This is a genomic window from Bacillus sp. JJ783 (assembly GCF_036963225.1).
Classification (GTDB): domain Bacteria; phylum Bacillota; class Bacilli; order Bacillales; family Bacillaceae_G; genus Bacillus_A; species Bacillus_A cereus_U.
The window spans coordinates 1-21,068 of record NZ_JBALMG010000106.1; the positions used below are offsets into that span (position 1 = coordinate 1).

The following is a 21,068-nucleotide window of genomic DNA, read 5'->3' on the forward strand; positions in this document are numbered from 1 at the left end:
TATATAAACCTAAACCACTTCCTCCAGTATTTCGATTCCTTGATTTTTCAATTCGATAAAATGGTTTGAAAATTTGTTGTATATCTTCTTCTTTAATATTGACACCTGTATTCATAATTTGCATTTTGATTTGACCTTGTTCAGAATCCTCACTTAACTTTATATAGACTTTTTCATTATGTGGTGAATACATAACCGCATTATGGATAATATTTTTACATGCTTTTTCAAAAAGAACACGATCTGTATAAACAGAAAGGTCAGAATCAATTTCTTTTATTATTTGGATGCTTTTTTGAGAAGCAAAAAATTCGAGATCTTTTGTGATTGTACCTATTAACTTTGAAAGATTAACTTCTTTTATCTTTAGTTTAAAGGTGTGTTGTTCTAATTTCGACATGCTTAAAATTTCACGAACTAATTGTTCCATACTTTCAATAATTTGATGATTTTTCTTTAAATATTGATCACGATTTTGATAAGGGCCAATATTGTATATCATCCCTTCTAAGTATCCTTTCATTACAGTAAGAGGGGACTTTAATTCATGTGCTACAATCGCAAAAAACTCTCTGCGTTTTGTTTCTATTTCTCGTTCTTTTTCAATATCATTTTTTAATTGTTCATTTGCTTTTTTTAAATCAAACATAGCTTTTTGTAAGTTAATAGACATGTCATTCAAACTATTAGATAATTCTCCTAACTCATCTGTAGAGCGAACCTCAATTTTTTCGGAGAAATCTAAATTTGCCATCTTTTGTGCACCCTCATTAATATAAATAAGTGGTTTTGTAATAAACCTGGAATAGAAATAAGCACTCCCTACACCAATTACGAGTACAATGATACTAATATAGGGGAGAAAGCGTACTAAAACCTGTGAAGCTTCATCAATTGGTTGAAATGTAGCAAAGACTATAAGCGTTAAACTACCATCTTGGAATTGAATTGGTTGCGTAACGTTATATGAATTGCTAAGGGTACCTGCATTCTCGAACCGTGTCGCTCTAGTAACTACTGTTGTTTGCGAACCACTTTGAGTAAAAGAAAATGAAGGAGAGTATTTAATTATTCCCTCATTATTTTGAAGATAAAGCATCGCATTATTTTTTTTGGCATATTCATCAAAAAGTGGTATCGCATCTTGAAACGTAAGATTTTTAGACTTATCAATGATTTCTTTTAGCCCTGTTTGAAGTTGATCTGTTTTGTATTGCTCATAAAACGTAGGGAGAAAGAAGTATAAAGTTAAATAAATCAATACTGCAAAGGATAACAAAATGAGGGATGTAGTCAAAAAGAGTTTATAAGTAATTTGCTTCATCTTCATGATTTTCACAATTTTATTCATCAATTTTATAACCAATGCCCTTTATTGTTTTAATGTAAGGGATAGCTAATTTTTTACGTAGGTTTTTAATATGTGTATCAATTATTCGTGTCTCTCCAAAATAATCGTATCCCCAAACTTTTTCTACGATAATTTCTCTTGTAAGTACTTTTCTCTCATTTTGAAATAGTAGTTGTAGAATTTCAAACTCTTTTGTCGTTAATAAAATTTCAACGTCATTTACATATACTTTATATGCATCAACATCGACACGCACTTCTTTAAACACCAAATGATTATTTACATTGTTATCATAACTTCTTCTCAGTACAGCTTCGACTCGTCTAATCAAAACATGAAACGAAAAGGGTTTTGTTATATAATCATCGATTCCAAGATCAAACCCTTTCATTTGATCTTCTTCTTCCTCTAATGCAGTTAGCATAATAATTGGTATATTTGACTGACTTCGAATCATCTTGGAAACTTCAAATCCATTAAGATTGGGCATCATTACATCTAGAAGAATTAAATCAAAGGATTGCTTATTAAACTGCGTCATACCCTCTAATCCATCTGATGCAACTACAACTGCATACTGTTGTGTCATTAAAAATTGTTTAATTAATTCCTGAATTTCTTGATCGTCCTCTACCACGAGAATATGATAGTTCCTCATAATATCACCTCTGGTAGTCATTATAGCCTTACTATCTGGAGTTTATGTGGAGATGAATAGGACGTATATCTTGTTAGCTCTACGTTCAAGATTGTGTGTTATTAACTAATAAGTATTAATAGCCACATTACTTTTTTACGGATAAATAATTGTATGCTTAAAAAAATACTCATCGTATAAAAAGATGATTAATATTTACAAAAAACTAATGTATAATAATGTAAAATGCATGTAATTTCTTAAATTGTATGAAAATATATTTTCGCTTCTTTACCAGAAGGGGAAATAGGAAATGAATTTCAATAAAAAAGCTACCGAAATAGTAAAGCGTAGAGCGCGTACCACAAAATTTGGAGTTTTTTTATCTAGTTTCTGTTTAATCGTTAATCACCTACATAACAATTCTCCGGCTAAACCAAAAGTTTAAAGTGGGGGTATTTATATAATGTGAGAAAGGTTGTGAAATGATTTGAGGGGTTATAAAGCAATGCTATTTGATTTAGATGATACGTTACTTGATAGGGATATGGCAGTAGATAAATTGTTCTCCATTATTTTAGAGAAGTTTTATGAGGATGTTAAGCAACATGCAGTAAAAAACATTATGTTACAGAAATTCAAAGAATATGATAAAAAAAGCTATGGTCACAGTGATAAAGTAATGGTTTTGGAATCATTTTTTAATGAATTCCCATCGAAATATAGATTACCACGCAATAGCATTCAAGATTTTTGGAATAATAATTTTCCTAAATGTTTTTCTATAAACCAAAGTACTATTAATATTATAAATACTATAAAGTTGCATGTTAAAGTTGGAATTATAACAAATGGATCAACTCAGAGACAAAAAGCTAAAATAATTAACACGAATTTGAATCGTCATTTTGATACAATCATTATTTCTGAAGAAACGGGATTTAGTAAACCTGACAAACGCATATTTGAATTAGCATTAAAGAAGCTAAATGTACAACCAGAAGATGTACTATTTGTTGGAGATGACTTAGAAAAGGATATTGCTGGTTGTCAAAATGTAAATATAAAGGGTATATGGTTCAATCCTAATATGATTAAGAATAACACCGACACAAAACCGTATGCTGAGATTACTTCTTTTGATAGTTTACTAAGTTTTTGTGGAGAAGTACATTTTCAACAATAGTGATAGATCACCTTTAATTTCATTGACCGTATAGTAAGAGTAAAAATAATATTCATTTACAACAGCATAAGAGAAATATTGAGTCCCATTTATGTGTGTTAATCTAGCGCTACAAAGCATGTTTAATATATGCCTTATACATTATAGAGGAGTGAGACTATGGAATTAGAGAAAATAGTAACCGGCGGAATAAATATTACTGTCGTAAGAAACGATACGTTAGTAATATCTGATGTTCAATCTGCATTAGATCTTTTGGCAACAGTTCAATATGAAGTAGATTCAAAGCGTATTATTATCCACAAATCTTTAATAAGTGAAAGTTTCTTTGACTTAAAAACACGTCTTGCGGGTGATATTCTTCAAAAGTTTATAAATTACAGAGTAAAGATTGCTATCGTTGGAGATTTCTCTATGTACACTAGTAAAAGCTTAAAAGACTTTATTTTTGAATGTAATAAAGGTAATGATATTTTTTATTTAGCAACTGAACAACAAGCAATTGAAAAGTTAAGCTCATTGAAGTAAATGATATAAAGTGTATTTCGAAAGAGGCATCCGTTATGGTGCCTCTTATTTGTATTCTGATACAAATATGTTTTCGGAGTTTGTACCGGTACAGTAACTGTAAATATGCATGGATACAGTACCTCATAAAATTTACAATCAGCATATATTAGTTTAACTTATAATTTTTAAGGGGTGCTGAATATGACAAGTTTACAAGATCAGCTTTTTAAAAGATTGAACTTTGAAAAACATACTGAAGTGAAATTTGAAGAATTAAGTACAATGCTTTTTGCATTTGCGCATACAATACCGTTTGAAAATTTAGATGTTATAGCAGGTAATACAAACGAAATTTCAAAAGAGAACTTACAGAAGAAAATATTAACAAGTTCGCGCGGCGGGCTTTGTTATGAATTAAATACTCTTTTCTACTATTTTTTAAAAGACTGTGGTTTTAATGCCCAGCTAGCGTTAGGAACAGTTTATAAAAATGATATTAATGCATGGGCACTTGAGGACGGACATATTACTATTATTATAAATTTTGATAATGAAACATATTTAATTGATGTAGGGATTGCTTCGTTTGTACCTCTTGTTTCAGTTCCGTTTTCTGGGCAACCGGTTTCTTCTAAAAACGGCATGTACCGTGTGAGACGGAAAGATACAAGCAAAGGAAACTATGTTTTAGAAAGAATGGATGTTGATGAAGAGTGGAAAGTCTGTCATGCTTTTTATAATCATGTTATTGATGAGTCAATTGTAAATGAGGTTCAAAAAAAGGTGATAGAAGATGAGAAGTCTATTTTCAATAAAGGGCCGATTGCAGTAAAGTTGACGGATTCTGGTCATGTTTCCTTAACGAATGCTAGTTTGACTGAAAACATTTACGGAGAAAAAAGTAAGCTTGGAATTACAGAAAATCAATATAGAGAACTATTATATTCACTTTTTAATATTGAACTATGAAAAAGTGAATAGCCGACTCCGATTTGGAATCGGCTATTTTGTTATTTCGAGCCAAGTAGATTCCGTTCTCAATTTTAAGTTTGATTTTCTTAATAGATATAATACACTAGAACAGTATAAAAAATATATAAAATGAATATTGAATGTAAAGGAAGATTATCATGTCAGTTATCGATAAATTGAAACTTAATAAGTATACGAATATGGTGGTTATTAACGAACCGAACGATTATGAAGTATTTGGAGATAAACCAACTACATTTTCTAAGGAGCATGATGCTGTTTTTATTTTTGTAGAAACGCTTGATGAGATGGTAGAGCATACAAATTTCATTATTAAAAATGAAGAGTTGTTACTTGAGAAAGGTTATGTGTTTTTTGCATATCCGAAAAAAGGTAATGCTCGTTACAGTACTTTTATTCATCGTGATGAAATGTTTCCAGCGTTAAATGTTGGAGAAGATGGATACGTGGGAAATAGTGAGATTAAATTTGCGCGAATGGTAAGTATGGATGACGTTTTTACTGTTGTTGGTTTAAAGCGTGAAAAGAAAAAAGTGAAGAAAACGCCTGCTGCAAGTCAATGTGTTGCTGATTATGCAGATCGTATTCAAGATGTGGAAGCATTATTGGCTAATCATCCGACTGAACTTAAATTTTATCAAAGTTTAACTCCTGGCTATCAAAAAGATTGGGCACGAAATTTATTTTCTGTAAAACAAGAAAAAACACGTGAAAAACGTCTTGAGAAAATGATTGAAATCCTTTCACAAGGCTATAAAACAATTGAATTATTCCGTCAGAAGAAAAAATAACGATTAGGAACGTCACAATGATGCAACAATTAATTGGGATGAGTACATTGAAAAAAGGAATCCTTACATTATACTAAAGGATGTTCTTATATTTTTATATTATGCAAAAGAGAAAAGGTGTTTGAAATGAAATCGTATATTGTTGTTGGATCTGGAATTTTAGGGGCATCTACTGCCTATCATCTTGCTAAGGCCGGTGCAAATGTAACAATTGTTGATCGTCAAGAGTTAGGGCAAGCAACTGACGCAGCAGCAGGTATTGTCTGTCCGTGGCTGTCGCAACGTCGTAATAAAGCATGGTATAAAATCGTTAAAGGCGGTGCACGTTACTATTCTTCGTTAATTCAGCAATTAGAAGAAGACGGTGAAACGGATACAGGTTACAACCGTGTAGGTGCAATTAGTTTACATACTGATGAGAAAAAACTAGATCAAATGGAAGAGAGAGCGTATAAACGCCGTGAAGATGCACCGGAGATTGGTGAAATCACTCGCTTATCGGCTGAAGAAACGAAAAAATTATTCCCAGCATTATCGGAAGAATATAGTTCTGTTCATATTAGTGGCGCTGCACGAGTAAATGGAAGATTATTACGCAACGCATTAATAAGCGCTGCGAAAAAACATGGTGCAACTTTCATAAAAGGTGATGCAGTATTAGTCCGTGAAGGGAATCATATTACGGGAGTTAAAGTAAACGACGAAACAATTGTAGCGGAAAAGGTAATGGTAACTGCAGGCGCATGGGCGAACGAAATCTTGAACCCATTAGGAATTAATTTCTTAGTTACGTTCCAAAAAGGACAAATTGTTCATTTACAAATGGAAAATACAGCAACAGAAAATATGCCAGTTGTTATGCCGCCGAACGATCAATATATTTTAACATTTGACAATGGCCATGTCGTAATTGGTGCAACGCATGAGAATGATACTGGTTTCGATCACCGTGTAACAGCTGGTGGTTTACATGAAGTATTCCATAAAGCGTTAACAGTAGCGCCTGGTTTAGAAGATGGTACAATGGTTGAAACAAGAGTTGGCTTTAGACCGTTTACACCAGGGTTCTTACCTGTTATTGGACCACTACCTAAATTTGAAGGTATTCTCGTTGCAAACGGATTAGGTGCTTCGGGTTTAACTGCGGGACCATACTTAGGATCTCAACTTGCTAAACTGGCATTAGGACAACCAATTGAATTAGATTTAAGTGATTATGATGTTGCTGGGGCAATGGAATAGTAATAAACAAAAAAGATTAGGAGTGATTTCCTAATCTTTTTGTTATGTTATTTGGGCGTAACTAAGTATTTTGGGAGGTAGGAGTTCTTTTAAACAAGGGGTACCACCACATCGTTATCAAGCTAAGAAAATAGATAACCCACAAAATGAAAAATTTTTGCCTTTTATAGCAACGAAGTGCATTTTTATCGTTTGAGGTATTAGAGAAGAAAGATGGATTTGTTCAATATAGAGACGAAAATACATATAAATATAAACAATAGCCTCAAAAACTGGAGGCTATTCAATTTCACAATCTATTATGATTAATTACAATAAATAGGTAAGCTCTTTAAAGTCTGTCCCATCGCTGCATTCGTAAAATGATGAATAACATCAAAACCCTCAACTTGATGGATGTTAGCGAACCGTTCCACAAATGAAATTAAAGCGATAGACGGGATCCCAATTAAAGTTTTTTAAACCTAATTGGACTTACCATTAAGAGAGCGAGGATTAATGTAATCCATGCATTGCTATATGAAAACAATCCCATACCGGCCAATGGTAATCCAGCAGCTGGAATAGGTAATCCCTTAAAATATCCAATGGTTGGTTTTACACTAAATTTAGCTAATCTTAAAGCACCCATCGTTGGGAAAAGGATAAATGCCAAAGAAGTTAAAATAGATGGTGTTGCTATCGAATGAAATAGAAGTGCAGGCGCAACTCCGAAGCTAACAATATCAGCTAAGGAATCCAACTGTACACCAAACTCACTGTTCACTTTTAATTTTCTCGCAATTCTTCCATCAAGGAGATCTAAAACAGCTGAAAAGAAAATGAAAATGGAGGCTACTTCCAAATAGTCACTCATATTCATGGTAATTGAAAAAACACCGCACAATAAATTTCCAATCGTAAATAAATTGGGTACAGCTTTTACTATCTGATTGAACAAGGTTGTCCCCCCTAAGTTGATCAAACTTCACATTTATGTAGCATTTTCTATATATTCTTCCGTTATTCTTGAAAATATATGACCACTGTATGCTAAGTAAATTCCGACAAGAGAAAAGCCGATTTCCTGTACGTTATGTTGGTTTATAAACATGTTTGATCAAAGGTAAGTCTATTACTGCTGATTTAGCTAATATAAAAAGCCTGTTTTTGAAAAAAAGAGTTATCAAAATATGTTTAGAGCCTATTCTCGGTACGCGTTGTTGAACATTAGCACCCGATAGTTGAAGTGCCGAGTAGTCAAGCATTTCCCTTCGGTTGGTGGATAAGACCAACCACTTCTATTTTGGGATTTAAGTCCTATAAAACAACATCTACACCCTAAAAGTTGCATCATATCTTCATATAGTCATAAAATTAATCTGTGGTCGAAAATGCGTAAAGAGCTGCTAGAGTGAATTACTGAGAATACGAAGAATAAAGGAGAGAAACGGAGTAAAAACTAAAAAAATTAGATAAGGAAAATGGAGAGATGAATTAAATGTTAAAGATCATTAAACATTTAAAACCATTTGTTACTTCCATCATTGCAGTTGTATGTCTTTTAACTGTGCAGGCAGTATGTGATCTATCACTGCCAGACTATATGTCTAACATTGTCAATGTAGGGATTCAACAAAAAGGTGTAGAAAATGCAGTACCTGAGGTTATTCGTAAAAGTGAAATGGATAAACTTACGCTCTTTATGAATGAAAATGAGAAGAAAAAAGTAGCTGACAACTATGCGCTTTTAGATAAGAACAACCTCTCTCAAAGTGAACTGAAAAATGACTTGAAAGATTATCCGCAGCTTGATAAAGAGCCACTTTATAAGCTACATACAGGAGATAAAAATATAATTAACGAACTTAACGATATCTTTGGGAAACCAATGTTGATTACACAAGGAATTGAAAAAGGCGGCGCGTCTACTTTCCCTCCTGCTGCGACAGATGTCAACAAAACACCAGCGAAGATTCCGCCAAATACAGATCCTTTTGCAGTCATTGCGAAACTTCCTCAAGATCAAATCAATGCAATGAAAGAAAAGGCAGATGAAAAGTTTAAGAATATGCCAGGCAGCATGGTAACACAATCAGCCGTTTCATTCATTGAGAATGAGTATAAAAAGATCGGTATCAATATAGATAAGCTTCAATCTAATTTTATTCTTACTTCCGGCGGGAAAATGCTGCTTTTATCCTTAGTAAGTATGGCAGCTACCGTTATCGTGAGTTTACTTGCTGCAAAAGTAGCTGCTGGACTCGGCAGAGACCTTAGAAAGAAAGTATTCCGGAAAGTTACAAACTTCTCGAATGCGGAGTTTGATAAGTTTTCCACTGCATCTCTAATTACAAGAAGTACAAATGATATCCAGCAAGTTCAAACACTTATGGTTATGATGCTTCGCATTGTATTCTATGCACCAATTTTAGGTATCGGCGGCATTATTAAAGTACTTACTACAGATCTTTCAATGGGATGGATTATCGCAGTTGCGGTAATCGCGATTTTAAGCTTAGTCATTGGTTTATTTAGCATCGCGATTCCTAGGTTTAAGCGTATCCAAAAGTTAGTAGATAAAATTAACTTAATCACTCGTGAATCTTTAACAGGTATGCTCGTTATTCGTGCTTTTAATAATCAAAAACATGAAGAAAAGAAATTTGAAAAAGGAAATCAAGATTTAACAAAAACAAATTTATTTGTAAGCCGTTTAATGTCATTTATGATGCCAATGATGATGTTTATCATGAATGCTGTTACTGTACTTATTATTTGGGTTGGATCACACCAAGTGGATATGGGACATATGCAAGTTGGTGATTTGATGGCATTTATGCAATATACGATGCAAATCATCATGGCCTTCTTAATGATTTCAATGGTATCTATTATGGTTCCACGTGCTTCAGTTTCCGCACAACGTATCGCAGAAGTTTTAGATACTGACGTTACCATTAGTGATGTAAAAGAGCCGAAAACATTCGCTGCAGACAAGAAAGGTTACGTTGAATTTAAAAATGTCGGCTTTAGATATCCAGGCGCAGAAGAAGATGTGCTTTCCAATATCACCTTTACTGCAAAACCTGGTGAAACGACAGCTTTCATCGGAAGTACAGGTAGTGGTAAATCAACATTAATCAACTTAATTCCACGCTTTTACGATGTCACAAGCGGCCAAATATTAATAGATGGCACGGATATTAGAGAAGTATCTCAGAAGGAATTAAGAGAGAAAATTGGTTATGTACCGCAAAAAGGAGTTCTCTTCTCAGGTACGATCGAGAGTAATTTGAAATACGGTAAGAAAGAAGCAACTGAAGAAGAACTCGCAAAAGCGGCAGAAATCGCGCAAGCTATAGAGTTTATTAACGCGAAACCTGAAAGCTTCCGTACAGAAATATCACAAGGTGGTACGAACGTTTCCGGTGGTCAAAAACAAAGACTTTCTATTGCACGTGCTCTTACGAAAAAATCGGAAATCTTCATATTCGATGATAGTTTCTCAGCTCTTGACTTTAAGACAGACGCAGCATTGCGCAGAGCTTTAAACAATGAGATTACAGGAAGCACTGTTTTACTTATTGCCCAAAGAATCAGTACAATCATGACTGCCGATAAGATCATTGTACTTGACGAAGGAAAAATAGTTGGAACTGGTACTCATGAAGAGCTTATGGAAAACTGTGAAGTTTATAAGCAAATTGCTTTATCACAACTTTCAAGAGAGGAGTTGTCATCATGAGTGATAGAAAAATAGAAAATAGAAGAGAAGGCGGTCCTGGCGGTGGCGGTCCTATGGGCGGCGGCATGAGAAAGATTGAGAAGGCAAAAAACTTCAAAGGAACGATGAATAAACTCCTTCAATACTTGAAGCCCTATAAATTATCAATCTTAGTCGTTATCCTTTTCGCAATCGGTAGTGCAGCCTTTACAATCGTTGGTCCAAAAATTTTAGGAAATGCGACAACAAAACTTTTCGAAGGACTCGTAAGCAAAGTATCAGGAGCACCCGGTGCGGCCATTGACTTTACCTATATCGGAAACATTGTCATTTTACTTCTTGGATTATATATACTGAGCACTGTGTTTGGTATTATCCAGGGGTACATTATTTCTGGAGTAGCTCAAAAAGTATCTTATAACTTCAGAAAAGAAATCGACGAAAAAATTAATCGTATGCCGCTGAATTACTTTGATAAAACAACGCACGGCGAAGTATTATCGAGAATTACAAATGACGTAGATACGGTGAGCCAAACGTTAAACCAAAGTATGTCGCAAATCATCACATCCGTTATTACAATCATCGGTGTACTTATCATGATGTTATCAATCAGCTGGCAAATGACATTAGTGGCGCTTTTAATATTGCCAGTATCGATGATTCTCATCATGGCAGTCGTAAAACGATCACAAAAATACTTCAAATCCCAGCAAGAATATTTAGGACACGTAAACGGTCAGGTCGAAGAAATTTATAGTGGTCACAATATTGTAAAAGCCTTTAACAAAGAAGAAGAAGAAGTAAAAAAATTCGAAAAGGTAAATGATACCCTTTACCACTCCGCATGGAAATCTCAATTTTTATCTGGAATGATGATGCCGATTATGACATTTATCGGTAATATCGGTTACGTCGCTGTATCTATTTTAGGCGGATGGCTTGCGGTAAAGAGAACCATCGCAGTTGGAGACATTTTAGCCTTTGTGCAATATGTTAGAAGCTTTACGCAACCAATCGCTCAAGTAGCGCAAATCGCGAACGTACTTCAATCCACTGCAGCTGCTGCAGAAAGAGTCTTCGAATTTTTAGAAGAAGAAGAGGAAGTGCCAGAAGCAGAAAATCCAGTGAAGCTGCAAAAAGTTCAAGGAGAAGTTACCTTCCAAGATGTTCAATTTGGATATAATCCAGATAAGATCATCATCAATAATTTCTCATCTAACATTAAACCTGGACAAAAAGTAGCAATCGTCGGACCAACCGGAGCTGGTAAAACAACGATTGTAAAACTGTTAATGCGTTTCTATGACATAAACAGCGGTGCAATATGTATCGACGGTCACGATATAAAAGACTTCACGCGAGAAGACCTGCGCAACATGTTTGGTATGGTACTTCAAGACACTTGGCTATTTAACGGATCCATCATGGAAAATATACGTTACGGTAGACTCGATGCTACAGACGAAGAAGTAATTGAAGCAGCGAAAGCAGCTCACGTTCACAGTTTCGTAAAAACATTACCAAATAAATATCAAATGGAACTAAACGAAGAAGCAAGCAATGTATCCCAAGGACAAAAGCAACTACTAACAATTGCCCGCGCCCTTATTGCGGATCCGAAAATATTAATACTCGATGAAGCAACAAGCTCCATTGACACTCGTACAGAAGTACTGATTCAAAAAGCGATGGAAAACCTTATGGAAGGTAGAACAAGCTTCATTATCGCTCATAGATTATCAACAATACGTGATGCAGATTTAATCCTTGTCATGAAAGATGGGGATATTGTAGAACAAGGTAATCATGAAGAGTTATTGAAAGCTGATGGTTTTTATGCTTCGCTTTATAATAGTCAGTTTGAAGGTGCGGATGCTTCTTGAGTTAGGTGTCCCGAAAGTCCATTTAAATGACTAAAACCCACGGTGAAAATTCATTTTCTTCGTGGGTTTTTATCATTTTTAGGGTTCTGTTACAAAGTTTTTAAAAGTAAGCTAGATTTTTGCAAAACAAAGTGAGGAGCATGATAAATGGGAGATTTTAAATGGAAACCATGATCGTGATAATCGTCGAGATTGGTAAATTCCTTTCAATGAGTGCGTTTCTTCACGGCACTCGTTTTTTTATTTATGGGTTTTCTGAATTCTTTATTGATGATATATAAAATACGAAGAATGTAGTTGTAATATATGGTTGTACAAAAATCTTCCCCATTAATTGTTGCATAACGGATAACCGATTTAATTAAAGGGCATTATCAAAAAGGGTAGTACTATTAAAAAGAAATGGATAAGGAGTGAGCAAGCGATGGACAACATGATTAATACGGGCAACTTTGGTTTACAAAGGGGACCTGCTCAAAAAACGGTTGGCCAGTATTTGTTCGATTGCCTGAAACTGGAGGGCATTACCGAAATTTTTGGTGTCGCAGGGGACTATAATTTTACACTTCTTGATACTTTGGAGTGTTATAACGGCATCCGTTTTATAGAAGGACGAAATGAACTAAACTCGGGCTACGCTGCAGATGGCTATGCAAGAATCAAAGGAATATCGGCTCTTATTACGGGGAGCTCAGCGCCTGCAATGCGATAGCGGGAGCCAACAGCGAGCATGTACCAATAATACACATTGTGGGTGCGCCTCCTGAGAAGGATCAAAAAGAGCATAAGCTGATGCATCACACATTAATGGATGGAAATTTTGACGTCTTTTGCAAGGTGTATGAGCAGATTACGGCATATACCGCGGTGCTTACGCCGGAAAATGCCAAGATTGAAATTCAGACTGCGATTCGCATTGCTAAGGAAAAGAAAAAGCCGGTATACCTGGTTGTGGCTAATGATTTAGTGACCAAGCCGATTAAAGTTTGGGCAGAGCCAATACCACCACGTCCAACATCCAACCCGAATACCCTTCAGGCTGCAGGGAATCATATCCGTACGCTTTTGGAACGTGCCCACCGACCGGTTATCTTGGTGGATGTGAAAACGATGTGTTTCGGCCTTCAGACAGCAACGCGGCAGCTAGCCGATGTAATGAACGTGCCTGTTGTAACGATGCTGTACGGGAAGGGGGGATTCGACGAGACCCATCCAAATTATATCGGAATGTATCTAGGCTCTTTCGGGAGGGCTGAAGTCCAAAGTACGGTGGAGAATGCAGATTGTATCATTGCGATTGGCATGGTATGGGCGGACACAAACACCGCAAGTTTTACCGCAAAGCTGAACCCGCTGATCACTGTCAATATTCAACCAGATATGGTTAAAATCGCTGAGGCGGAATATCCGAATGTTCTTGCAGCCGACATGCTACTTGCCGTGCAGAAGGTGGGTTATAAGGGAAAAGGTTTGACAGAAAAAATTTCATTCCCTTACGATCAATTAACAACTAATGTCGACGGATCTCTATTGGCGGAACGCTATTATCCACGTTTTCAGTGCATGCTGAAAGGGGACGATATTGTGATCGCCGAGACCGGGACATTTTATAATGGAATGGCGGAGGTGAGATTGCCGGGCAATGTAACGTATATCGGCCAAGGTGGATGGCAGTCTATCGGTTACGCAATCCCCTCGGCGTTTGGTGCTATTATGGCCGCGCCGGAACGCCGAGTATTGGTGTTTACAGGTGACGGCGCCCTGCAGCTAACAGCACAGGAAATCAGTTCTATGCTCTATTACGGTTGCAAGCCCATAATCTTTATATTGAACAACGATGGTTATACAATTGAGAAATATTTAAATGTCAAAACAGAGGATCAAAAGTACAACCAAATCCCTCGATGGTCTTACACCAAGCTGGCCGAAGCTTTTGGAGGTAACGCGTTTACCGTTACGGTCCGGACCTATGGAGAGCTTGATCAGGCTATAATCCATGCTGAAAAGGAAAGCGCCGAAAGACTCTGTATAATTGAAATGATCGCAGGGAATCCGATGGACGCACCTGAATATATGCGACGGATGCGTAGTTATATGGAGAAGCAGGAAATGCAGCGCAGTCAGAAATAATATCCAATTCCCTAGTCCCTAATTGGATACTAATTGAACCGTTCTAATCATATTCTTTTAATAAAATGCAATTAAAGGGGTGTAAAGTAAGTTGACAAAAGTTAAGGTTAGTTTACGACCCATTGCAAGTAAGTTCAATTTACCTACTGTTTTGAAAACAACTATACTACCAGGTGACTCAATTGAAAGGTTATTTATTGCAACCCAGGTAGGAGAAATCTTTTACATAGGAGACGGAGTTATAAGAACTTTTTTAGATATTCGCCCGCGAATCATAAAATTAGGCACATCTGAAGAAGGAGTTTTTAGTAGTGGTTATGATGAGCGAGGATTGCTAGGACTAGCATTTCATCCACAATTTTATCAAAACGGTTTATTTTACCTTCATTATTCAGTAGCTGGCACTCAAGGTCCGGGTGCCCTTTCTGAACCTTTTAAACCTAATCCATGTGATCCGAAAACTTTAAACTTAAAGTGGGTAAATAGAGATACTCAATATGATCATATTGATACAGTTGAGGAATGGATTTTACAATCACATGGTCAACCTCAAAAACGACGGACATTACTTAGCATAAGAAGGCCCTTTTTTAATCATAACGGAGTCAATAGTTTAAACTTTTCACCTGAGACTGGAAAACTTGTTTTTACAAATGGAGATGGTGGATCGGGTTATGATCCATTTAATTTAAGCCAGAATGATTTAGAAATAGCGGGTAAAATAATTGAAATTGATGTAAGTAAAAATACATTAATGAATAACCCTCCAGTAGTTACGTGCTTTAATGAACTTCCTTTATCTATACAAGAAACACTTACAGTAATTGCGAAAGGGATTCGGAATATAACAGGTATTTCATTTCAAAGGTTTTATAATCAGTATATCAAATATGCTGGAAATGTCGGGCAGGATATTGTAGAGTCTATTTTTTCGTTTGTTCATTATAAACCCATACCGGTTACCGAACTTGTTCAAACGCATTTAATGAGATCCACTCCCAATCAAGATGGATTTATTAATTTTGGTTGGCGAGGATGGGAAGGAGAATTACCTACTTCTTTTATAAGGCACTGTTCTGAGAACCCTACTTTGGATGAGGGAACAATGGCTTATTATAATGAAACAATTCAAACGTCAGTGAGACGTATTCAGCCTCTAATCAGTTATTTTCATAAAGATTCCAGACCGGATAAGTTTGGAGGAACTTCACTTACAGGAGTTCAGCCATATATGGGAACTACAATCCCAAATTTATCAGGTAGTGTCGTGTTTACTGATCTTGCCAAGAAAGAAGAATCTCAATCTCCAGTAAAGGGAGTGTTAGCTTATACTAGAGCAAGTATAGACGGTAAACGTAATGATTTTCATGTTATTGAAACCAATTATGATTTTGGTGTTCAATCAGCTTATTATGTTAGTTTAGGAACAAACTTAGATCAAACTAGGTTATATTTAGGAGTTTATGGTTCTATGAAAGTAACTGATTTTAATAAAGGTACTATTTATGAAATTGTTCCTTGATAAGATATAAACTCTAAGTCTAAAAATATAAGAAATTCATTCTTCTTCAAAATGCACGACCTGTTGTCCCTCTAAAAAACCTCTATGTATAAACGATTAGTAGAAAGTAACTCGTAAACTATAAGTGTATGAATAATTATAGTAAGTGATGAATTAGGTATCTTTAGGAGGTATTTTGATGAATCGCTTTAGATGCTATTGGTATCAATGGATGATAGAGCAGGATGCGAATTTTGTTCATAAAAGAAAGGTGACTCCTGCAAGTAGGTTAGTCATTACAGCGTTACTCGGTTCATTTGCTGCTATTTTTCAATCTGCGGGGAACTTAATCCCTGGAATAGGGTTATTTATTAGTCCTTTTGCGACGCTACCGATTTTTCTAGCTATTTGTTATTCTATTCGTGAGGGAGTACTTTCGTATATTCTTACTATTTTCCTATTATTCATTATTGAGCCAAGTGAACTAATTGTCTTTCCCTTTACTACAGGATTATTAGGTATAGCGTTAGGAGTATCCTTTTTGCAATTCAAGAGGAGAATTTGGGTAATTTCCTTTTCAGCGATATGTCTACTTATAGGAATTATGATCATTCTCGATATCTTCCGTTTTCCTGTACTTGGTCCTACTATTCATACAACTATGGATATAAAAGTTATTACATTAATATTTATACTGAGTTTTCTATACTGCTGGATCTATGCAGAGCTGTGTAGAATAATAATGAATAGAGTATATAAAGTATGGTCTTAAAAATTGTATAAAATCTTTTTGAACGAATACACTTTCTCATATATTTTCAAAGATTGGAGATTTAAGTCATGTATAACGTTGAAATTAGAAGGCCAAATTTGGATGATATTGATGAACTAAATTTGTTTTTTCGTATAGTTATTACGAATACTTATAAAAACGAAGGGTTATCACAACTATTAGATGACATAGAAAATGAAATTAATTCGAAAAAGCAATATTTGAAAAATGATTTTGATAGTAATGGAGAAAATCGTTACTTTTTATTAGCAATAGATACAAGTAACGATAAAATCATTGGAACGATTGAAATCGGTCCAGCAAGTACATTAATTAATAGTTGTACAGGCGGTGTACTTAAGGACTTATATGAAATCGGGACAGTGTTTGTACTTACGGAGTATCAAAGAAAAGGTATAGGAGGTTTGCTGTTAAATGCAATGTTTCTTACTTCACTAGGTAAAGGAATAACAGAATTTTGTTTGGATAGTGGATATAAAAACGCACAAAAAATATGGAAGAAGAAATTCGGAGAGCCTATTTATGTACTGAAGGATTATTGGGGCGAATCAAGTGATCATATGATTTGGAAAAAAAGTTTACATGATATACCTATAATATTTGAATTATAAAATGAAATATGTCTCTGAACATAGCTTTTCTTACATACTTATGCTATTATTTATCTTTATAATAAAAGAGGACGTGAATGAACTTGATTAAAATTAATATTCCTGAAGCTGATGTTTCAATTACTGAACGTAACCAAGTTATTAAAGGAGATGAGCCATTAATTACTCCAATTAACGGTTTTATCGATTTCCACTTGTTCCCTAGAGATAAAGGCGGCATTTTTATGTTTTACAATATTAATGACGAACTTCTTTTCGTAGGTAAAGCTCGTAAAATTAGACAACGTATTAAAAAGCATTTTGAAGATAATGTTTCGCCAATCAAAAATAATCGTGATGAAGTATACCGTATCGATGCATGTATCGTAGAAGATCCAACAGAAAGAGAAATTTACGAAACTTACATCATTAATAAATACAAAGCGAAATATAACGTTGATAAAGTGTTTTATAAATAAACAATATTAGCGAAATGAAACAATCCTAGTACATACACTAGGATTGTTTTTATTTATATAGATTTGTAATTTTTGTCCGTAATGATTTTCCTCGCATTTGTTCCTCCTTATAAGGGAATATATTATTTAATCGGCAGAATTTTTTCGTATTTTAAAGTAATGAGCGGCAATTAAACAAAGTACCCCTATAAATAACATAATAATTCCAAGAGTTTTATGCTTTCCTTCGAAGAAAGGTATGTCTGTAATTACATTTGTCATACATAAGCCTAAGAACACAAGAATTGGTCCAAGCCAAAGTAATATGTTGCCTAATTTTGTGTGTTTCTCCATATAAACCCTCCTTTATTTTTACATATATATCCATCAATATTGCAATCCATAACTTCTAAATAAAAGTTAAAGTAAATCCCCAAGAGAAATATATTTTCTTTCATAACAAAAATTAAAGCATCATATATTGGTACAAGCAAATGAGAAAGGAGATCATCATGAATTGGATAGAAGCTTTTATTTTAGGAATTATTCAAGGACTGACAGAGTTTTTACCTATAAGTAGTACAGGTCACCTATATTTAGGGCGGCATATTTTTCAGTTAGATGAGGCAGGTTTGTTTTTAGATACGATGCTGCATATCGGAACTTTGCTTGCAGTGTTTATTTATTATAGAAAAGAATTTATTTATTTAATAAAAAATCCATTTTCAAAGCTTATGCTATTACTTATCGTTGGGACGGTACCTGCTGTCGTAATTGGCTTACTATTTAAAGACTTTTTTGAAGATATTTCAAAAACAGGTATAACAATAGGTTGGGAGTTTTTAGTGACGGGCTTATTTCTTTATATGGCCGATAAACAAAAGAATGGTCGTAAAAAAATGAATGATATTACATATAAAGATGCATTCATAATTGGTTCATTTCAAGCAGTAGCTATATTTCCAGCAATTTCTCGTTCGGGAATGACAATTGTCGCTGCATTATGGAGAAAGTTAGACCGCGAAACAGCGGCGTACTTTTCATTTTTATTATCAACACCAGCTATTGTCGGAGCTATCATCTTGCAATTCGCAGATGTTTTTCAAGGGAAAGCAGAATCTATTACTAGTACATCATTAATTGTCGGAACATTATCAGCAGCGTTCTTTGGTTACATAGCAGTTTCATGGATGATTCAATATTTAAAACATCATTCTTTAAAAGTATTCGCGTATTACGTATGGGGATTAGGTATTTTAATTTTAACGTTGCAATTCACACAGGTGTTTTAAATATAATTATCAAGGAATTATTAGTTAAGATCCTGTTCCATTCATACACGACAGGATCTCTTTTCATTAAGGGGGAAAAAATGTTTACTAAGGCTATTGTTATTGGTGGAAGTATCGCAGGAAAACTCGCCGCAAAGGCTTTATCAAATAAGTTTGAAGAAGTAATCATTGTAGAAGCTGGTGAAGAATGGGATGGTAAATGTCCGCGAAAAAGAGTTCCGCAAAGTAATCATCCGCATGTGTTATTAAAAGGCGGTGAAGAAGCACTTGAGGAGTTGTTTCCTAACATTGCTAATGAATTAATTGCCGCAGGTAGCATTGTAAATAACTTTACTCGCGATTTAAAATGGCATCAGTTCGGTCTATGGAAGCAGCCTTTCAAAGGCGAAATAAACATGATTCAACAAAGTCGTCTTCTGTTAGAATCGCATATTCAAAAACGAATTGAACAAGTTTCAAATGTTACTACGAAGTATGAAATGTGGGTAGAAGGATTACTAGTAGATAACAAGCTTAATAAAGTCTATGGAATAAGAGCTAAATGTTTGAAAACAGGAATGAAAGAAGAATTTCATGCAGATCTTGTTGTTGATGCAAGTGGATTTGGTTCGAAAAGTATAGATTGGTTACAAGAATACAATTTCAAAGTACAAGAAGAGAAAGTAAGAATTGATTTGTTTTACGCAACTAGAATGTTTAGGCTCAAAGAAAAAGAGAAATTAGACTGTTGTAATATGCTTATGTCTCCAAGTTTTCCTGAGAATCCTTATGGTGTTCTAATTCAAACGATTGAAGATGATCGTTATTTTGTTACTTTTAGTGGATATGCAAATGAAAAAGCACCGCAAACTGATGATGAATTTTATGATTTTGCTGAAAATCTATCAATCCCTAATGTTACAGAGTTTCTAAACAAATCTGAGGCGATTACCGATATAAAAACGTACAAAATTCCATATCAAATACGCAGGCGATTTGATCTAGTTAATAATTTACCTGAAAGATTGTTAGTAGTTGGAGATGCGTATTGTCGTTTTGATCCAGTTTTCGGACAAGGTGTTTCAGTTGCAGCTATGGAAGCTCGCCAATTGCAGTTATTTCTTAAAGGAATAAATAATTTGGATAAAACGTTCACTCAAACGTTTTATAAGCATGTTTCTAAGATTATCAAAACACCTTGGGAAATGACGACAACGGAGATAGCACGTCATCCTAAGTTACAGAAAGAATTAACTATGAAACAAAAATTTCAGCAATGGTATACGAAACAAATATATCAACTTTCTGCAAGTGATTCTGATATTTATATTCGGTTAGTTAGAGTTATGAACTTAATTCGTAGTCCATTTCATCTTTTTCATCCTAGAGTATTACTCACTGTATTACTTAGACGAAAGAAATAGCAGGAAAATTATCGTTTAAAAAAGAATGTATAACAGTTAGTAAATCGAGAAGGGGTAAAACGGGATGGAAATATACATAGAACAATTAAAGAATCAAGACGCTGAAGATTTATTTAATTTCGAACTCACGAACAAATCATTTTTTGAAACAATGGTACCAAGTCGTGGCTCTAATTATTACGTGTATGAATACTTTCAAAAGCAACTTGACGAACTATTAAAAGAACAAACTGAGGGAATTTCTTATTTTCATCTCATACGTAATACAGAAAAAGAAATTGTAGGACGTATCAATTTAGTTGATGTAGATAAGGAAAAACGAATTGGGTCGTTAGGCTACCGAGTTGGAGAGAAGTTTACTAAAAAAGGAGTTGCAGCAGCATCTGTAAAATTGATTTTGGCTCAAGCAAGAGTCTATGAAATTAATGAAATACATGCTATGACAACAACAAATAACATAGCTTCACAAATTGTATTAGAAAAGAGCGGATTTTCTCGTGAAAAGGAAGCAGATAGAACTACTGTAGATTTAAACGGAGAAAACGTAAATATCGTACATTATATTTGGAGGGCTATTAAGGATTAAAAATAATAGGGGG

18 protein-coding genes and 1 pseudogene are annotated in these 21,068 nt (G+C 34.7%); 15 read left to right on the plus strand and 4 right to left on the minus strand.

From position 1 onward, the window contains the following. Together V7038_RS21165 and V7038_RS21170 are read right to left on the minus strand one after the other, a co-directional pair. A partial coding sequence (locus tag V7038_RS21165; RefSeq protein WP_335695611.1) for a sensor histidine kinase occupies window positions 1-1,351 on the minus strand: 1,351 nt, incomplete at its 3' end. Then, window positions 1,344-2,009, minus strand: coding sequence for a response regulator transcription factor (locus tag V7038_RS21170; RefSeq protein ID WP_199659443.1), 666 nt, complete (start codon window positions 2,007-2,009; stop codon window positions 1,344-1,346). The genes V7038_RS21165 and V7038_RS21170, both read right to left, overlap by 8 nt. Window positions 2,010-2,496: 487 nt before the next feature. On the opposite strand from V7038_RS21170, the gene V7038_RS21175 reads away from it, so the two are divergent. The 5 genes from V7038_RS21175 to V7038_RS21195 all read left to right on the plus strand — a co-directional run bounded on the left by V7038_RS21175 (window position 2,497) and on the right by V7038_RS21195 (window position 6,710). Beyond that, complete coding sequence (locus tag V7038_RS21175) at window positions 2,497-3,174, plus strand: HAD family hydrolase (protein ID WP_071151291.1); 678 nt, start codon at window positions 2,497-2,499, stop codon at window positions 3,172-3,174. A 159-nt stretch (window positions 3,175-3,333) separates the two neighbouring features. Next, window positions 3,334-3,702 carry a DUF4180 domain-containing protein gene (locus V7038_RS21180; RefSeq protein WP_199659444.1) on the plus strand — a complete coding sequence of 123 codons (369 nt, stop codon included), beginning with the start codon at window positions 3,334-3,336 and terminating at the stop codon, window positions 3,700-3,702. A gap of 183 nt (window positions 3,703-3,885) precedes the next feature. Next, window positions 3,886-4,653: an arylamine N-acetyltransferase family protein gene (locus V7038_RS21185; RefSeq protein WP_199659445.1), complete on the plus strand. Its 768-nt coding sequence runs from the start codon at window positions 3,886-3,888 to the stop codon at window positions 4,651-4,653. 161 nt (window positions 4,654-4,814) lie between these two features. After that, entirely contained in the window at window positions 4,815-5,468 is a 654-nt protein-coding gene (locus V7038_RS21190; protein ID WP_199659446.1) for a YdeI/OmpD-associated family protein, read from the plus strand. A 126-nt stretch (window positions 5,469-5,594) separates the two neighbouring features. Next, on the plus strand, window positions 5,595-6,710 hold the full coding sequence (locus V7038_RS21195) for an NAD(P)/FAD-dependent oxidoreductase (protein ID WP_071151302.1): 1,116 nt from the start codon (window positions 5,595-5,597) through the stop codon (window positions 6,708-6,710). 448 nt (window positions 6,711-7,158) lie between these two features. Here V7038_RS21195 and pssA read toward each other — a convergent pair whose 3' ends face one another. Next, the gene (pssA, locus tag V7038_RS21200; RefSeq protein WP_002085344.1) at window positions 7,159-7,650 is read right to left on the minus strand and encodes a CDP-diacylglycerol--serine O-phosphatidyltransferase; all 492 of its coding nucleotides are present in this window, start codon (window positions 7,648-7,650) and stop codon (window positions 7,159-7,161) included. 540 nt (window positions 7,651-8,190) lie between these two features. Here pssA and V7038_RS21205 point away from each other — a divergent pair. From V7038_RS21205 to V7038_RS21235, 7 genes and pseudogenes are all read left to right on the plus strand, one after another. After that, a complete protein-coding gene (locus V7038_RS21205; protein ID WP_078181461.1) occupies window positions 8,191-10,437 on the plus strand; it encodes an ABC transporter ATP-binding protein in 2,247 nt (748 codons plus the stop codon). Further along, window positions 10,434-12,302 carry an ABC transporter ATP-binding protein gene (locus tag V7038_RS21210; RefSeq protein WP_199659447.1) on the plus strand — a complete coding sequence of 623 codons (1,869 nt, stop codon included), beginning with the start codon at window positions 10,434-10,436 and terminating at the stop codon, window positions 12,300-12,302. Before V7038_RS21205 ends, V7038_RS21210 begins: the two co-directional genes overlap by 4 nt. Window positions 12,303-12,726: 424 nt before the next feature. Further along, window positions 12,727-14,432 (plus strand): annotated as a pseudogene (locus V7038_RS21215) (alpha-keto acid decarboxylase family protein). A 91-nt stretch (window positions 14,433-14,523) separates the two neighbouring features. After that, window positions 14,524-15,954, plus strand: coding sequence for a PQQ-dependent sugar dehydrogenase (locus V7038_RS21220; protein WP_199659448.1), 1,431 nt, complete (start codon window positions 14,524-14,526; stop codon window positions 15,952-15,954). A 178-nt stretch (window positions 15,955-16,132) separates the two neighbouring features. Then, entirely contained in the window at window positions 16,133-16,705 is a 573-nt protein-coding gene (locus V7038_RS21225; protein WP_002161642.1) for a hypothetical protein, read from the plus strand. Between the two features lie 68 nt (window positions 16,706-16,773). Continuing rightward, window positions 16,774-17,337, plus strand: a complete 564-nt coding sequence (locus tag V7038_RS21230; RefSeq protein WP_335695612.1) for a GNAT family N-acetyltransferase — start codon at window positions 16,774-16,776, stop codon at window positions 17,335-17,337. A 77-nt stretch (window positions 17,338-17,414) separates the two neighbouring features. Beyond that, on the plus strand, window positions 17,415-17,795 hold the full coding sequence (locus V7038_RS21235; protein ID WP_002013261.1) for a nucleotide excision repair endonuclease: 381 nt from the start codon (window positions 17,415-17,417) through the stop codon (window positions 17,793-17,795). A gap of 126 nt (window positions 17,796-17,921) precedes the next feature. Here the strand turns inward: V7038_RS21235 and V7038_RS21240 are convergent, their stop codons facing one another. Continuing rightward, entirely contained in the window at window positions 17,922-18,128 is a 207-nt protein-coding gene (locus V7038_RS21240; RefSeq protein WP_002161639.1) for a hypothetical protein, read from the minus strand. A gap of 158 nt (window positions 18,129-18,286) precedes the next feature. Here V7038_RS21240 and V7038_RS21245 point away from each other — a divergent pair, with 158 nt between their 5' ends. From V7038_RS21245 to V7038_RS21255, 3 genes are all read left to right on the plus strand, one after another. Then, window positions 18,287-19,066 carry an undecaprenyl-diphosphate phosphatase gene (locus V7038_RS21245; protein WP_283747207.1) on the plus strand — a complete coding sequence of 260 codons (780 nt, stop codon included), beginning with the start codon at window positions 18,287-18,289 and terminating at the stop codon, window positions 19,064-19,066. A gap of 80 nt (window positions 19,067-19,146) precedes the next feature. Beyond that, entirely contained in the window at window positions 19,147-20,469 is a 1,323-nt protein-coding gene (locus V7038_RS21250) for an FAD-dependent oxidoreductase (RefSeq protein ID WP_283747206.1), read from the plus strand. 64 nt (window positions 20,470-20,533) lie between these two features. Then, on the plus strand, window positions 20,534-21,055 hold the full coding sequence (locus tag V7038_RS21255; protein WP_078181451.1) for a GNAT family N-acetyltransferase: 522 nt from the start codon (window positions 20,534-20,536) through the stop codon (window positions 21,053-21,055). The last annotated feature ends 13 nt before the right edge of the window (window positions 21,056-21,068 follow it).

What these genes read in the sequence shown, in the direction of transcription:
- V7038_RS21255 (WP_078181451.1), top strand. Translation starts at nt 20,534, where the DNA reads ATGGAAATATACATAGAACAATTAAAGAATCAAGACGCTGAAGATTTA.
- V7038_RS21245 (WP_283747207.1), top strand. Translation starts at nt 18,287, where the DNA reads ATGAATTGGATAGAAGCTTTTATTTTAGGAATTATTCAAGGACTGACA.
- V7038_RS21250 (WP_283747206.1), top strand. Translation starts at nt 19,147, where the DNA reads ATGTTTACTAAGGCTATTGTTATTGGTGGAAGTATCGCAGGAAAACTC.
- V7038_RS21240 (WP_002161639.1), bottom strand. Translation starts at nt 18,128, where the DNA reads ATGGAGAAACACACAAAATTAGGCAACATATTACTTTGGCTTGGACCA.
- V7038_RS21190 (WP_199659446.1), top strand. Translation starts at nt 4,815, where the DNA reads ATGTCAGTTATCGATAAATTGAAACTTAATAAGTATACGAATATGGTG.
- V7038_RS21230 (WP_335695612.1), top strand. Translation starts at nt 16,774, where the DNA reads ATGTATAACGTTGAAATTAGAAGGCCAAATTTGGATGATATTGATGAA.
- V7038_RS21195 (WP_071151302.1), top strand. Translation starts at nt 5,595, where the DNA reads ATGAAATCGTATATTGTTGTTGGATCTGGAATTTTAGGGGCATCTACT.
- V7038_RS21210 (WP_199659447.1), top strand. Translation starts at nt 10,434, where the DNA reads ATGAGTGATAGAAAAATAGAAAATAGAAGAGAAGGCGGTCCTGGCGGT.
- V7038_RS21175 (WP_071151291.1), top strand. Translation starts at nt 2,497, where the DNA reads ATGCTATTTGATTTAGATGATACGTTACTTGATAGGGATATGGCAGTA.
- V7038_RS21225 (WP_002161642.1), top strand. Translation starts at nt 16,133, where the DNA reads ATGAATCGCTTTAGATGCTATTGGTATCAATGGATGATAGAGCAGGAT.
- V7038_RS21235 (WP_002013261.1), top strand. Translation starts at nt 17,415, where the DNA reads ATGAACTTGATTAAAATTAATATTCCTGAAGCTGATGTTTCAATTACT.
- V7038_RS21185 (WP_199659445.1), top strand. Translation starts at nt 3,886, where the DNA reads ATGACAAGTTTACAAGATCAGCTTTTTAAAAGATTGAACTTTGAAAAA.
- V7038_RS21180 (WP_199659444.1), top strand. Translation starts at nt 3,334, where the DNA reads ATGGAATTAGAGAAAATAGTAACCGGCGGAATAAATATTACTGTCGTA.
- V7038_RS21205 (WP_078181461.1), top strand. Translation starts at nt 8,191, where the DNA reads ATGTTAAAGATCATTAAACATTTAAAACCATTTGTTACTTCCATCATT.
- V7038_RS21170 (WP_199659443.1), bottom strand. Translation starts at nt 2,009, where the DNA reads ATGAGGAACTATCATATTCTCGTGGTAGAGGACGATCAAGAAATTCAG.